The organism is Sphingomonas faeni, assembly GCF_003053745.1.
GTDB classification, from domain to species: domain Bacteria; phylum Pseudomonadota; class Alphaproteobacteria; order Sphingomonadales; family Sphingomonadaceae; genus Sphingomonas; species Sphingomonas faeni.
Genome location: NZ_QAYE01000002.1, coordinates 331,074 through 344,559 on the forward strand (window position 1 = coordinate 331,074; position 13,486 = coordinate 344,559).

The 13,486-nt window shown below is 65.4% G+C and carries 17 protein-coding genes; 7 read left to right on the top strand and 10 right to left on the bottom strand.

Going from position 1 to position 13,486, the window contains the following annotated elements; all coding sequences use genetic code 11:
- The first annotated feature begins 44 nt into the window (after positions 1-44).
- Positions 45-245, top strand: coding sequence for a hypothetical protein (locus tag C8J25_RS06140; protein ID WP_107953200.1), 201 nt, complete (start codon positions 45-47; stop codon positions 243-245).
- 167 nt (positions 246-412) lie between these two features.
- On the opposite strand, the gene C8J25_RS06145 is transcribed toward C8J25_RS06140, so the two are convergent.
- Positions 413-1,828: a dihydrolipoyl dehydrogenase gene (locus tag C8J25_RS06145; RefSeq protein ID WP_107953203.1), complete on the bottom strand. Its 1,416-nt coding sequence runs from the start codon at positions 1,826-1,828 to the stop codon at positions 413-415.
- Between the two features lie 102 nt (positions 1,829-1,930).
- On the opposite strand from C8J25_RS06145, the gene C8J25_RS06150 reads away from it, so the two are divergent.
- The gene (locus tag C8J25_RS06150; protein ID WP_107953205.1) at positions 1,931-2,557 is read left to right on the top strand and encodes a glutathione S-transferase family protein; all 627 of its coding nucleotides are present in this window, start codon (positions 1,931-1,933) and stop codon (positions 2,555-2,557) included.
- A 27-nt stretch (positions 2,558-2,584) separates the two neighbouring features.
- On the opposite strand, the gene C8J25_RS06155 is transcribed toward C8J25_RS06150, so the two are convergent.
- The 3 genes from C8J25_RS06155 to C8J25_RS06165 are packed head-to-tail and all read right to left on the bottom strand — an operon-like array spanning position 2,585 to position 4,253.
- Positions 2,585-3,154, bottom strand: a complete 570-nt coding sequence (locus tag C8J25_RS06155; RefSeq protein WP_107953207.1) for a DUF1190 domain-containing protein — start codon at positions 3,152-3,154, stop codon at positions 2,585-2,587.
- Between the two features lie 11 nt (positions 3,155-3,165).
- Positions 3,166-3,579, bottom strand: coding sequence for a DUF350 domain-containing protein (locus C8J25_RS06160; RefSeq protein ID WP_056049217.1), 414 nt, complete (start codon positions 3,577-3,579; stop codon positions 3,166-3,168).
- A gap of 32 nt (positions 3,580-3,611) precedes the next feature.
- Entirely contained in the window at positions 3,612-4,253 is a 642-nt protein-coding gene (locus tag C8J25_RS06165) for a DUF2491 family protein (protein WP_056481639.1), read from the bottom strand.
- A gap of 128 nt (positions 4,254-4,381) precedes the next feature.
- On the opposite strand from C8J25_RS06165, the gene C8J25_RS06170 reads away from it, so the two are divergent.
- From C8J25_RS06170 to C8J25_RS06185, 4 genes are read left to right on the top strand one after another with little or no spacing between them, the layout of a single operon-like run.
- Positions 4,382-4,816: a YjfI family protein gene (locus tag C8J25_RS06170; protein ID WP_107953210.1), complete on the top strand. Its 435-nt coding sequence runs from the start codon at positions 4,382-4,384 to the stop codon at positions 4,814-4,816.
- 25 nt (positions 4,817-4,841) lie between these two features.
- Positions 4,842-5,591 carry a PspA/IM30 family protein gene (locus C8J25_RS06175; protein ID WP_056049207.1) on the top strand — a complete coding sequence of 250 codons (750 nt, stop codon included), beginning with the start codon at positions 4,842-4,844 and terminating at the stop codon, positions 5,589-5,591.
- Entirely contained in the window at positions 5,591-6,760 is a 1,170-nt protein-coding gene (locus C8J25_RS06180) for a glutathionylspermidine synthase family protein (RefSeq protein WP_107953212.1), read from the top strand. Before C8J25_RS06175 ends, C8J25_RS06180 begins: the two co-directional genes overlap by 1 nt.
- Positions 6,753-7,271: an ankyrin repeat domain-containing protein gene (locus C8J25_RS06185; protein WP_107953426.1), complete on the top strand. Its 519-nt coding sequence runs from the start codon at positions 6,753-6,755 to the stop codon at positions 7,269-7,271. The genes C8J25_RS06180 and C8J25_RS06185 overlap by 8 nt, the downstream gene beginning before the upstream one ends.
- Before the next feature lie 82 nt (positions 7,272-7,353).
- Here the strand turns inward: C8J25_RS06185 and trhO are convergent, their stop codons facing one another.
- The 5 genes from trhO to hppD form a co-directional block, all read right to left on the bottom strand.
- Positions 7,354-8,328, bottom strand: coding sequence for an oxygen-dependent tRNA uridine(34) hydroxylase TrhO (trhO, locus tag C8J25_RS06190; RefSeq protein WP_107953215.1), 975 nt, complete (start codon positions 8,326-8,328; stop codon positions 7,354-7,356).
- 55 nt (positions 8,329-8,383) lie between these two features.
- Positions 8,384-8,749: a Rieske (2Fe-2S) protein gene (locus C8J25_RS06195; protein WP_107953218.1), complete on the bottom strand. Its 366-nt coding sequence runs from the start codon at positions 8,747-8,749 to the stop codon at positions 8,384-8,386.
- On the bottom strand, positions 8,746-9,390 hold the full coding sequence (maiA, locus tag C8J25_RS06200; RefSeq protein ID WP_107953220.1) for a maleylacetoacetate isomerase: 645 nt from the start codon (positions 9,388-9,390) through the stop codon (positions 8,746-8,748). Before maiA ends, C8J25_RS06195 begins: the two co-directional genes overlap by 4 nt.
- Positions 9,387-10,721 (bottom strand): homogentisate 1,2-dioxygenase, encoded by a 1,335-nt coding sequence (gene hmgA, locus C8J25_RS06205; protein ID WP_107953222.1) that lies wholly within the window; start codon positions 10,719-10,721, stop codon positions 9,387-9,389. Before hmgA ends, maiA begins: the two co-directional genes overlap by 4 nt.
- A gap of 203 nt (positions 10,722-10,924) precedes the next feature.
- Positions 10,925-11,995 (bottom strand): 4-hydroxyphenylpyruvate dioxygenase, encoded by a 1,071-nt coding sequence (hppD, locus tag C8J25_RS06210; RefSeq protein ID WP_107953224.1) that lies wholly within the window; start codon positions 11,993-11,995, stop codon positions 10,925-10,927.
- Positions 11,996-12,074: 79 nt separating this feature from the next.
- On the opposite strand from hppD, the gene C8J25_RS06215 reads away from it, so the two are divergent.
- The gene (locus C8J25_RS06215) at positions 12,075-12,575 is read left to right on the top strand and encodes a MarR family winged helix-turn-helix transcriptional regulator (RefSeq protein WP_208622524.1); all 501 of its coding nucleotides are present in this window, start codon (positions 12,075-12,077) and stop codon (positions 12,573-12,575) included.
- Here C8J25_RS06215 and C8J25_RS06220 read toward each other — a convergent pair.
- Positions 12,530-13,405, bottom strand: a complete 876-nt coding sequence (locus tag C8J25_RS06220) for a LysR family transcriptional regulator (protein WP_107953226.1) — start codon at positions 13,403-13,405, stop codon at positions 12,530-12,532. The genes C8J25_RS06215 and C8J25_RS06220 overlap by 46 nt on opposite strands.
- Between the last annotated feature and the right edge of the window lie 81 nt (positions 13,406-13,486).

The following is a 13,486-nucleotide window of genomic DNA, read 5'->3' on the forward strand; positions in this document are numbered from 1 at the left end:
TTCCGTGAATTTTACGTCATAAAAATCTGCGATAGGGTATTGAAATGCGGACAGTTTCTTTCAGCGTGTCGGTGCGGCTGTATCACCTCGACGACAGCGGCGAGGGCGGGGCGGCAACGACACTGTTCTATGGTCCGCTCGGAGAGGCCCTGACGATCGCAGCGCAGCAGGAAGAGGATGTGCAGGCGGGGCTGTATCTGGCCACGGAGAACGACGTCGTCGCGTATCTCGATCTGGAGGAGTAGCGCTAAGCTAGCGATCTTTTATTGCGATCCGCTACCCCGATAGCACCACCCCGGCGAAGGCCAGGGCCCAATTGGAAGGCTGGCCGTAACGGAGCGCTGCCAGCCGTCACTAGGCGCTCCCAATTGGGCCCCGGCCTTCGCCGGGGTGGTATTTGTGTTCAAATGCTTCAAGTTCCCGGCGTGAACCCGTCATCGCGGTCGGGCGGGGTGGGCGCATGCACTTCGCCGCAGATCGAACGAAGCGCACCCTTCATCCCCTCCTCGAACGTCGGATGATAAATCGGCAGGTCGAGCACCTCGGTCGCGGTCCACCCGCTCTGGATTGCCCACGCGATCAGGTGAGCGCTATGCTCGACCGCAGGCCCCGCCATGGTCGCACCGGTCAAGCGCCCGTCGCGGCGATCCGCGTAGAACCGCACCAACCCGGCATTGCACGCCTCGACCTTAGCGCGGCCCTGATCGTCATACGACGCGGTACCGATGACACTGTCAGCATCGTCGTCCTTGGCGATCTTGCCGATGACCGCGACGTTCGGGTGCGTGAAGGTGATCGCGAACGGCACGGCGCGCTTGCCCGGCGTTACCTCGGGGTAGCTCGCCGCGTTCCGCCCCGCGATCATGCCCTCCGCCGATGCCTCGTGCAGCACCGCGCGGTCATGGTCCGCGTCGCCGGCGATGAAGATCGGTGCCGTGCCGCACTGCATCGTCTCGGGGTCATAGTCTGGCATGCCATGCTCATCGAGCGTGAGGCCAGTCGTCTCCAGTCCAACGCCCTTGATCCGCGGCGGCCGCCCGGTCGCAACGAGTAGATAGTCAAAGTGCTGCTCGCCCGATGCAGAACCACTCCAGGCCAGCTTGACGCCATCGCCGTCCGGCTCGACCGTCAGTTCGACGCCGAGCAGGATCGGCATCTCGCGCGAGAGGATCGCGTGATACGCCTCGGCGACGTGGCGGTCCTTCAGTCCGCCGATCGTCTCGCCCGTGTCGAACACCATCGTGTCGACGCCAAGCCGTGCCATTGCCTGCGCCAGTTCCAAGCCCAGCGCGCCCGCGCCGATGACGCCGAGTGATTTTGGAAGGTCCTTTAGGTCGAAGATGCTCTCGTTGGTCAGCACTCGGTCGCGTACGCCATCGAACATCTCGGGGATCGCAGGGCTCGATCCGGTGGCGATCACCACCGACTTCGCATGGACCTCGCGGCCATCGCTCAGCGACAGGATCGTCGCACCCGCAAATTTCGCGCGTGCTTCGATCCTCACCTCCTCGGGCAGCCTGTCGATCGACGTCTCGACGCCCGCGACGAACGCATCGCGCTCCCTACGGACCCGCGCCATCACCGCGACGCCGTCGACCTTGCCCGACGCTTCGACACCGAAAACCGACGCGTGCTCGACCGCGTGCATCGCGTTTCCGGCCGCAATCAACAGCTTGGAGGGCATGCATCCCACGCTCGCGCAGGTCGTGCCGCCGAAGCCTTCGTCGATGAGCAGCGTCTTTGCGCCGTTGCGCCGTGCGCTACGTTCGGCAGCAAGACCAGCGGTGCCGGCACCGATGATCGCCACATCGCAGGTCAGCTTCGTCATACGTCTCTCCGTTGCCGGAGAATTCCGGAGCCACGATCGACGAAACCTTCGACGCCGCCCAGCCGTTCCGCGGTGCAGCACATTCCTAGTCGAAGGACGCTTATGTTAACGCTCCACCACCTGAACTACTCGCGCTCGATCCGCGTGCTGTGGCTGCTCGAAGAGCTCGGCATCGAATACGACCTCGTCAAATACGAGCGTGACGAGAATTTCCGCGCACCGTCCGCACTGAAAGCGATCCATCCGCTCGGCAAGGCGCCGGTGCTGGTCGACGACGCGCTGACGCTCGCCGAGAGCGCGCCGATCCTGTCGTATATCGACGAGCGTTACGGCGACCACCGCTTCTCGCCGCCGATCGACAGCGATGCGGCGGCCGTGCATGACGAATGGCTGCAATATGTCGAAAGCTCGGCGTCGTTGCCGATCATGATGACGTCGCTTGGCAAGCGGATGGGCGGTCTGCCCGACGGCCTTGCCAAGTTCACCGGCCCCGAAGTGACCAATACGCTCGACTATATCGGCGCGGGCGTTGGCGATGGCCCGTATCTGATGGGCGAGCAGCTGATGCTGGCCGATATCCAGATGTGCTACATCCTGGCGATCGCCGAGAGCGCCGGATTGCTCAAGGAGCATCCCGACGTCGCGGCGTATCTGGATCGCCTACGCGCCCGTCCCGCATTCATCGCCGCGACCGACATCGGTGGCCCGCTGATGCCGGCCCGCCGCTAAACACGACGGAAGGCGGTAGCGGCCACGTTACCCCCCGAAGCTGCGACCACCAAAGCCGCCGCCGAAGCCACCGCGTGAGATCACCGAACTGCGCGACTGGACGCGGGCAGGGGCTCTCGCTGTGGTCGGGGTGAAGGCGTCGGAGCCCACGCGAGTCCGGCCGGTCACATAGTCCCGGTTGATCCGGCCACCGGCGCCACCGTAATAATTGCCGTCGCGGTCGCGGTACATCGGCGCGCCGCGGTTGCCGAAGCCGCCGTTGAGTGCCTGCCCGACCAGGAAGCCGGTCAGCAGCGGCGTGAAGAAACTGCCGCCATTGCCGTTGTTGCGTGGCTCGCACTGCGCGGCGCCGTATTGCTCTTCGCAAGTCTGTCGGTCCTGAAACCGGGGTGCGGTCTTGGCGGCATCGGCCTTGGCCTGCTCGAACGCGGTGTCGCACTGGACGGCGGACAGCGCGCCCGCCGCGCGGCACTCCTGCACCGACGCATAGCTCTGCGCCTCGACGGGCTTGCCACCGACATCGCCGTCGCAGGCGGTCAGCGAGATGCCCGATCCTGCGATCAGGCTGGTTAGGACGATCGATCTGGAACGCTTCATCGCTATGCCCCTCAGTTCGTCATGCAGGCGGCGTTGAGGATGCCGACGCACAGCGAGATGCTGCCCATATAGGTCGCTGCCGCGATTTCACCGCGGACGATCCGGTCGTTGAAGTCGCGCATCACGAAATGCTGGACCACCAGGAACGTGACGATCTGGATCACGCCCGCCAGCAACGCCCACACCGCGAACTCGACCAGCGAAACGGTATGCGTGAGCGCGGATGCGAGTGGCAGGACATAGCCGAGCAGCGCCGCGCCGAGCGTGATCGCCGCGGCGGTGTTGCCTTCGCGGATCAACGATTTCTCATGATACGGCGTCGCGACCTGATAGACGATCTTGAAGACGATCGTGAACGCCCCCGCCGCGACGAACGCGATCAGGAAGGCGAGCGCGCTGGCGCCGAAGCTGTATTGGTCGATCATGGCATTTCCCCCGGAGCCGTCTGCGCGCGACGCTAGGCCCTGAACTCGCCGAGTTCCAGTGCCACGCCGAGCATGATCTCGAACGAGACGTCGCCGGACTCGGTCTCCATGTCGATCGCGAGCAGCAATTCGCGGCCGTCATCGCCCGGCAGGTCGCGGCTGAACAGCATGCAGGTCTGGAAGATGCGGCGGTCGACGATCCCGTCGCGGTCGTCGTGCAGTTCCTCCCAGAACGTCACCGGCTCCTGCTCGCTCGCTTCGGGGCCGAACCAGGCGCGGCTGTATTCGGGCAGCCCCTCGGCGGTGAATGTGCGTGCCTTGAGCCGGCTCTTCCACGCCGGGCGCTCGGCGGCGGACGACGGATAGCTGCTGTCCCACGGCGCGAACAGCGTGACATCCGTCACGTCCTGCCCGTCGCGGTCGTTCGACACCGCCTGGAACATGATGTCGTCGTCGGTGTAGAACCGGTGGACGAAGCCGCCTTCGTTGAGGTCGATCAGCCCCTGTGCGACGATCACCAGCGTATCGCGGTCGAACGGAAACAGGAGTTCCGACCCGAACCGGCGCCATGCCAGCGGATCGACCGTCACCGTCCGCCCCAGCGTGACGTTGCGGACGACGGGCAGGGCGTTGCCGTCAAGCGCTGGCTTGCGGCCGAACAGGCGATCGAACATGCAATCCTCGCGTGTGTGTGGTTGGCGTGCCTCTTAGGGCAAAGCGCGAGCCGTCGCAAAGCGCCATTGGCGTGCCTCTCGTGCGCGCCTATGTGTCTCCGCGAGCGACAAGCACGGGAGTTCTTGCATTGACCGACATCTGGACCGTCCGCAGCCTGAAGGCCGCGCTCGACACGTCCGAGCCCGCGAAAGCCGGCGAGTTTTCCGTACGGATCCTGGAGGGCGCGGACCCGGTGCTGCTCGTGACGATGCACCACCACGGCGACCTCGAACTGTTCGTCAACGTCAGCGAGGCGCAGATCGCGTGCTCGACCCTGCTGTGGCCGTGCGACGAGCAGGAAGACCAGCTGGCATTCAACACCTTCCTGCTGAAGTCGCAGAAGCTGGTGCCGCTGTCGAACTTCGGGATCGGCACGGTCGATGGCCGCGATTATTACGAGCTGTTCGGCGAACTCGCGACGTCGAGCCGTCTCGATACCGTGATCATCGAACTGCGCACGCTTGCCGAGAATGCGATCGATGCGGCCACCGACCTGCGCCACGCGCAGATTCCCGCCGCCTGATTTAGATACAAACGGAGAGACTGGCATGGCCATCTGGAGCAAGCTTTTCACCCTCGGTCGTGCCGGCGCGCACGAAGCGGGCGCGGCGGTCGTCGATGCGAACGCGCTGCGTATCCTCGACCAGGAAATCCGCGATGCCGACAAGGCGCAGGGCAAGGCACGCGACGATCTCGCGGGACTGGTAGCACGTCGCCGCATCCTCGAAACCGAGGTCGAGAGCTTCCGTGCTCAGGCGACCAAGTACGAGGCGTCTGCGCGCATCGCGGTCGAGAAGGGCAACATGGATCTCGCGCGCCAGGTCGCGCAGCGGATCGCCGATCTCGAGCAGGACATCGCGCTGAAGTCCCCGCAGGTCGAGGACATGCGCGCTGCCGAAGAGCAGATCCATACCGCGGTCGCGCAGACCGATCGCAAGATCGAACAGCTCCGTCGCGAGGTCGAGGTCGTGAAGGTCAACGAGTCGGTGCAAAAGGCGCAGGCCTCGGTCGCGTCGGGCAGCATGGGTGCGGGGAACAAGCTCGGCTCGGCGGCGGACAGCCTCGCGCGCATCCGTGAGCGGCAGGCGATCCGGGGCGAGCGGATCAAGGCGGCAGGCGAACTGGAGGACCGCCGCACCGGCGCCGATCTCGACGAGAAGCTCCGGCTCGCAGGCATTGGCCCCGGCCAGTCGTCGGCTGACGACGTGCTCGCGCGCCTGACGGCACCAAAGACGCCGCAGGTCGGCCAGACGTTGCAGATCGAGCAGCGCGACGACTCCAAGACGTCGGACTCCTGATGCGCCGGATCGCGGTCGACCCGCGCGGCGACTGGCGCGAGCGGGCCGACGCGATCGGGTTCGTCTATCACGACACGGATGGCGAACCCTATTGGGATGAGGGCGCGGCGTATGCCTTCACGCTGGCGGAGATCGAGGACGACCTTGAGCCCGCCGCGGAACAGTTGCACGCGATGTGCCTCGATCTCGTCGACGAGGTGGTCCGCGACCAGCAGTTGATGGAACGGCTCGCGATCCCGCGCGAGCAGTGGAACTACGTCGCGGAGACGTGGCGGACGCGCCAGCCGTCGCTCTACGGGCGGTTCGATTTCGCGTACGACGGTACGGGGCCGGCCAAGCTGTACGAGTATAATGCCGACACGCCGACCTCGGTGTTCGAATGCGCGACGTTCCAGTGGATGTGGCTGGAGGATGGGCTCGCGAGCGGTGCGTTGCCGGCCGGGACGGACCAGTTCAACAGCCTGTTCGACAAGCTGCGCGAGCGGTTCCGCGCGCTGTTCCCGAGCGGCGGATTCGTCCATTTCGCGGCAGATGCGTCGGCGATCGAGGACCGCCAGACGGTGCGGTTCTTCGAGGATCTGGCGAGCCAGGTCGGGATTGAACCTAAGTTCGTGGAGATGAAGGACATCGGCCTCGCCGCCGACGGGCGCTTCGTCGACACCGACGGCTTCGAGGTGCAGGCGTCATTCAAGCTGTACCCGTGGGAGTTCATGCTCCGCGAGCCTTACGCGCCAAACCTGTCGCGTGCCGATGTGCGCTGGATCGAGCCGGCGTGGAAGTCGATCCTGTCAAACAAGGGCATCCTGCCGCTGCTGTGGGAGCGGCATCCGGAGCATCCGAACCTGCTCCCCGCATTCTTTGACGACGATCCCGCCGCCAAGATCCTCGGGCCTAAGTATGTGCGCAAACCTTTGTTCTCGCGCGAGGGTGCCAACGTCGAGGTGATCGGCGAGGATGGCCACGCGGTGCTCGACCAGGGCTATGGCGCGGAGGGTGCGATCCGCCAGGCCTATGCGCCACCGCCGGTGTTCGATGGCCGCCATCCGGTGATCGGCGCGTGGATTGTCGGCAACGAAGCCGCCGGGATCGGCGTTCGGGAGGATGACACGGTCGTAACGCGCAATCTCGCGCGGTTCGTGCCGCATATCATCGAGGCGAATGATGACTGACGCGCGTGAGCTACCCCCGTTGCCGCAGATGGAGCGGCTGGTCGAACTGATGTTCGACGCCGCGCGAACGGGGCGCGACGAGATGATCCCGGCACTGTTGCAGGCTGGGGTCGATATCGAGGTGACCGATGCGAAGGGCTACACGCCACTGGTGATCGCGAGCTACAACGGCCAAGCCGAAGCGACGGCGGCGCTGCTCGCGGCAGGTGCGCAGGTCGACGGCGCAGCGGACGCACGCGGCAACACGGCGCTGATGGGGGTATGCTTCAAGGGCTATGCTGAGATCGCGGAGATTTTGCTCGATGCGGGCGCGGACGTGAACCGGCGTAACGGCGTCGGACAGACGGCGTTGATGATGGCCGCGCTGGTAAACAAGACGGCGATCATCGACTTGTTGCTGGAGCATGGCGCGGACCCGTCGATCGTGGATGCGGCGGGGAACAGCGTGCATTCGCTGGCGGTATCGCAGGGGAACACGGCGTTGGCCGCGCGGTTCGCAACGACCGGTTAGCTATCCCAAAGTGTTCACCCGCGAAGGCGGGTGCCCAGTCTGGGCACCCGCCTTCGCGGGTGAACAAGCTTTTCCTGCTGGGTTAATTATCGACCTTCGAAGCCGTTTCCCCATGCGTCTTCGGCAACACCGCTCCGACATGCGCCTCGCCTCGAGCCTCGGCCAGCCGCACCTGCCGCTCCCGCTCCGCATACCCCGCCCGCTGAACCTCGTCCCGCGCATCATGACACGCCGGGCAACTCACCCCCTCGACATACAGCGGCGACGACCGATCCGCGACACTCACCGGCATCCGGCATGCATGGCACAGCACATGACTTCCCAACGCAAGCCCATGTCCAACCGCAACCCGCTGATCGAACACGAAACACTCCCCCTCCCACAGGCTCTCTGCCTCGGGCACGGTCTCCAGATACTTCAGGATGCCACCCTTGAGATGATACACATCGTCCAGCCCCTCGGCCTTGAGGAACGCAGTCGACTTCTCGCACCGTATCCCCCCGGTGCAGAACATCGCGATCTTCGGCGGCGGGCCGTCCCCGACCAGTTCGTCACGATGCGCGCGAAACCACGCCGGAAAATCGCGGAACGTCCGTGTCTGCGGATCGACCGCGCCGGCGAACGTCCCGACCGCGACCTCGTAATCGTTGCGCGTGTCGATCACGATCGTCCCCGGCTCGACGATCAGCGCGTTCCAGTCCGCCGGCTCGACATAATGCCCGACGCCCTCCAGCGGATCGATCGCAGGCTCGCCCATCGTCACGATCTCGCGCTTCAGCCGAACCTTCATCCGGTGAAACGGCATCGTCTCCGCGCGCGACTCCTTGACGTCGAGATCGGCACATCCCGGCAGCGCACGGATATGCGCGAGTACCGCATCGATCCCCTCGTCGGACCCGGCAATCGTTCCGTTGATCCCCTCCGCGGCGAGCAGCAGCGTCCCCTTCACGCCGTTGGAGCAGCACACCAGCGCGAGCGGTGGCTGGATCACGGCGATATCGGCGAACGGCGTGAAGCGGTACAGCGCCACGACGCGGATGGGCAGGGTTTCAGTCATCGGTTCATCGTGCAGGGGAGGAGGTGCGCTCCCTTAGCGCAAGTCGCCCGCCGCGTCAGCCTGCGGTAACGATCATCCCGTCGACCACCGCGACCGGCCAGGGCGTCAGTCGCGCTCCCCCACACGGCCCGCCGACGCACGCGCCGCTGTCGATCTCGAACAGCCCGGAGTGCCAGCTGCACGCGATCAGGTCGCCGCGCGGCGTGAGATAGTCGTCGAGCATCTGCGCGAGCGGCAGGCCCATGTGCGGGCAGCGATCGACATAGCCGAACACCGCCTCGCCCTTGCGCACGACAAAGCCGTGGAAGCGACCCGCGCGCATCTGGAGCACGAAGTTCCGCGCCTTGCCGTCCGCAATCGCGTCAAGCGGCGCGAGCTTGATGCCGCCGAGTGTTGCACTCAGCCGTTCGCCGTCGCTCATGCGCGGTCGGCATCCGGCTGCCGGTCGGGATGCGCGGCAGCGAAGGCGGGGAGGGCGCGGGCTTTGTCGGCTGCGGCCTTAAGGCGGGGGTAAGGCGAGAGATCGACCGCGAACCGCTCGGCCGAATAGACCTGCGGTACGAGATGGCAGTCGGCGATCGTCGGAGTCGCACCGAACGCATAGCCGTCGCCGTGCCGCGCGATTTGCGTCTCCAGCGCCGCGAAACAGTCGTCGATCCAGCGCGCGATCCAGCGTTTCACCGCAGCCTCGTCCGCCCCAAACTCGGTGCGCAAGGCGTTCAGGATGCGGAGATTGTTCACCGGATGGATGTCGCAGGCAATCGTCGCGGCCATCGCACGGACGATCGCCCGGTCATTCGCGCCAACGGGGAGCAGCGGAGGATCGGGACAGGTCTCGTCGATCCATTCGAGGATCGCGGGACTTTGCGTCAAGATCCCGTCGTCAGTCTCCAGCGCCGGCACCAAGCCCTGAGGATTGAGCGCGCGATACCCCGCATCGCGTTGCGCGCCTTTGCGAAGGTCGTGCGTCACCTGCGCGTACTCGACCCCCTTTACGGCCAGCGCGATCCGGACGCGGTAGGCTGTGGTCGAGCGCCAATAACCGTGCAGTGTCAGGCTCACTTCGGCAGGACCGCTTTCGGGAAGTCCGACCAGACCGCGTCGTAATCGAGCTGCGAATGCTCGATCGCATAGGCGGTCGGCTTGTACGGCCAGCAGCTCTCCAGCATGAACGCCATCGTCCCATCGATCTTGTGCGGCTTCAGGTCGGCCGCACTCGCACCCTGCCAGCTCGCCAGATCCGGTCCGTGGCCCGACATCAGATTATGCAGCGAGATCCCCCCCGGCGCGAACCCCTCGGCCTTCGCATCATACGCGCCGGTGATCAGCCCCATCGCCTCGGACATGACGTTGCGGTGGAACCACGGCGGCCGGAACGTCCCCTCGGCGACCATCCAGCGCGGCGGGAAGATCACGAAATCGGCGTTCGCGCGGCCGGGCACGTCGCTCGGCGAGGTCAGCAGCGTGAAGATCGACGGATCGGGATGGTCGAAGCTGACCGTGTTGATCGTATTGAACCGCGACAGGTCGTACCGCCAAGGCGCCAGGTTGCCGTGCCATGCGACGACGTCGAGCGGCGAATGATCGAGCGTGGTGGTCCACAGCGAACCCATGAACTTCTGAACGACCTCGACCGGCTCGTCGCGATCCTCGAACCAGGCGACCGGCGTCTCAAAATCGCGCGGGTTGGCGAGCCCATTGGCACCGATCGGGCCAAGATCGGGCAGGCGGAACAGCGCACCGTGATTCTCCGCGACATACCCGCGCGCTTCGCCATCGGGGAGTTCGGCGCGGAAGCGGACGCCGCGCGGGATCAGCGCGATCTGGCCGGGGGCGATGTCGATCCGGCCGAGTTCGGTCAACAGTCGTAGCCGTCCGGCCTGCGGCACGAATAGCAGTTCGCCGTCCGCATCCATGAGCACGCGCGAAATCATGTCGGCGTTCGCGGCGTAGACGTGCATCGCGACGCCTTCGAGATCGGCGGGATCGCGGTTGGCGAGCATCGTCGTCATGCCGTCGATCAGGTCGGTACCGGGGGCAGGCGCTTCGATCGGGTCCCAGCGCAGGCGATTGGGCGCGAGCGGCGCGTCGGTCGTGCCGGGGGCGAAGCGCTTTGCGCCGGTGTAACGCTCGAACGGAGGATGCTCGGCGGTCGGGCGCATCCGATAGAGCCAACTGCGGCGGTTCTCGTGTCGGGGCGCGGTGAACGCGGTGCCGGAGAGCTGCTCGGTATAGAGCCCAAACGGGGGGCGCTGCGGCGAATTGCGGCCGATCGGCAGCGCACCGGGGATCGCCTCGGTCGATATGTGGTTGCCGAAGCCGGGCTGATACGCCCTGTCTTCGGTCTGGCCGGCGGTCTCGCCTGCGGCATTGGTCGGCTGGTGGATTGTCATGGCTTCCTCTCCGTCACCTGTTCCGATCAACGCCCGAACCGCCGGCCGTTCAAACTCTTTCCTAATCCCTCTCCCCTCGGGGGAGAGGGAGGCAGACGCGCACTTGCGCGGCGGAAGGGTGAGGGCACGCGCTGGCCTAGCGCGTGCCCTCACCCTCGGCGCTTGCGCGCCTTTCCCTCTCCCCAAGGGAGAGGGCTTAGAATTTACGCGTCGACCGTTATGACCCCGCGACGGATCTGGTCGAGCTCGATGCTTTCGTACAACGCCTGGAAATTGCCGTTGCCAAAGCCTTCATTCCCCTTGCGCTGGATGATCTCGAAGAAGATCGGCCCGAACATGTTCTCGGTGAAGATCTGCAGCAGCAACCCCTCCTCGCCGACATTGCCGTCGATCAGGATGCGGTTGCGGCGCAGGCGCTCCAGGTCGTGGCCGTGGTTCGGCACGCGCTTGTCGACCAGTTCGTAATAGGTCTCGATCGTGTCCTGCAGCTTGACGCCACGTGCGCGCAGCTTCTCGACGGTCTCGAAAATATCGTCGGTGGTCAGCGCCAGATGCTGGATGCCCTCGCCGTTGTAATCCTTGATGAATTCCTCGATCTGGCTCTTGTCGTCCTGGCTCTCGTTGAGCGGGATGCGGATCGCGCGGTCGGGCGCGATCATCGCCTGGCTGAATAGCCCGGTCGCCTTGCCCTTGATGTCGAAATACTTCTGCTCCTCGAAGCCGAAGATCTGGCCGTAGAATTCGGCCCAGGTCCGCATCTGGCCACGCTTCACGTTGTGCGTGAGGTGATCGAGCAGGTCGAGCCCGACGTTGTTCTCGGCTTCCGCTTCGGCCGCGCCCGGCACCGCATTCCAGTCGTCGTACAAGCTGCCCGCCGAGCCGTGCTTGTCGACCAGATACAGCAGCGAACCGCCAATCCCTTCGAGCACATAGCTACCCTCGCCGAGTGCACCCATGCTGGCATCGACCGCCTTGGCGCCGCGTGCGAGCGCTGCGTCGAACGCTTCCTTGGCGTCATGAACGCGGAACGCCATGCCGCTCGCCGACGGGCCATGATCCGCGCGGAACGCCGCCGCATGGCCACCGTCTTCGCGGTTGAGCAGCAGGTTGATGCGGCCCTGCTTGTAGCGCGTGACGGCCTTGGTCGGGTGGGTCGAGGCGGCGACGAAGCCGAACTGCTCGAACTGCGCGGCCATCCGGTCGGGATCGGGCGAGGTGAACTCGGCGAACTCGAACCCGTCGAGACCCATCGGGTTTACGTCCATATGGTCCATGATAACATCCTGACAGTTGGTATCCGTTGTTACCAATCTGGCGGGTTGAACAACTGGTGTCAATCGTTACGATTTTGATATGCCCAACTCCGATGCCTCCCGCGCACTCGTCCTGGACGATTTCATCCCGTATCGCCTGTCGATCACCTCGAACCTCGTGAGCGAGGCGGTCGCGGATACGTACGAGGCGCTGTTCGGACTGACGATCCCGGAGTGGCGGCTGGTCGCTGTGGTCGCCGAAGCGGATGGAATCACGCAGCAGCAGGTCGGCCAACAGACGCGGATGGACAAGGTGACCGTCAGCCGCGCGGCGATCGCGCTGGTCGAGCGGGGGCTAATGCAGCGACATGCGAACCCGGAGGATCGTCGCTCGCATTTGCTGAGGCTGACCGACGACGGTCACACGCTCTATGCATCGGTCGCACCGAAGGCGCTCGATCTGGAGCGCCGGATCTTCGCCGGGTTCTCAGGCGCGGAAGTCGAGCAGTTCGTGGCGATGCTGAGACGGATCGATGCGGTGACGATCGACCTCGTTCAGGATTCCCACGGCGGCACCGGCGACCAGAGATCACGCAGGTAGTCGAGCAGCGCAGAGGTGCCCGACGACACCGGGCCGCGCGCATGCACCGCATAGATTCCGACGTCCGCCGAACCGGCTAGTTCCGGTAGGATACGCACGAGGCGACCGCCCGCCAAGTCCGCGCTGACATCCCACAGCGACCGTAGCGCGATGCCGACGCCGGCCAGCGTGAGTTCGCGCACCACTTCACTAGAATTGGTCGCGACGTAGCTGGGGCGATCGATCGTGACGTCTCCACCGGGGCCGGCAAGCCGCCACGGCATCTGGCCTTTTGCTGCGAGCAGGCAGTGTTCCATAAGATCGGCCGCATCGCGCGGCGCACTGTAGCTCGGAGCAGCGCACAGGACCCGACGGCTGTCGGCGAGGCGATGGCCGGTCAGACTTGGCGGCACGGCCGGAGCTATCCGGATCGCAAGATCCAGCCGGTCGCCGATCACATCCGAGAAGCCGTCCGACAGGTCGAGATCGAGTTCGATTGCCGGATACGCGTCGAGGAACGGTTTCAGGTGCGGCGCGATGTGGAGGCGACCGAACGAGGTGGGTGCGCTGACCCGTAGTGGGCCGGCCGGCGTATCCGTACGGTCCGACACGCGCGCCTCGGCGTCGCGGATCGCGGCGAGGATCTCCACCATGTCGCGGTGATAGGCGGCACCGCGTGCGGTGAGGTCGAGCCGCCGCGTCGTCCGGTTGAGCAACCGCACGCCCAGCCGGGCCTCCAGCCGCGCGATGCGTTTCGAGACCATCGCCGGCGAGATACCCATCGAACGCCCCGCCGCGCTGAGGCTGGCGGTGCGGACGACCTCGGCGAATAGGACGATGTCGGTATCCATTCGTTCTCCAGGCGATCAACAGCTTTCCGTTTATGATGTCTAGTGGCGAAGGTGGCGGGCGTCTATCGTGCGGTCAAAGCA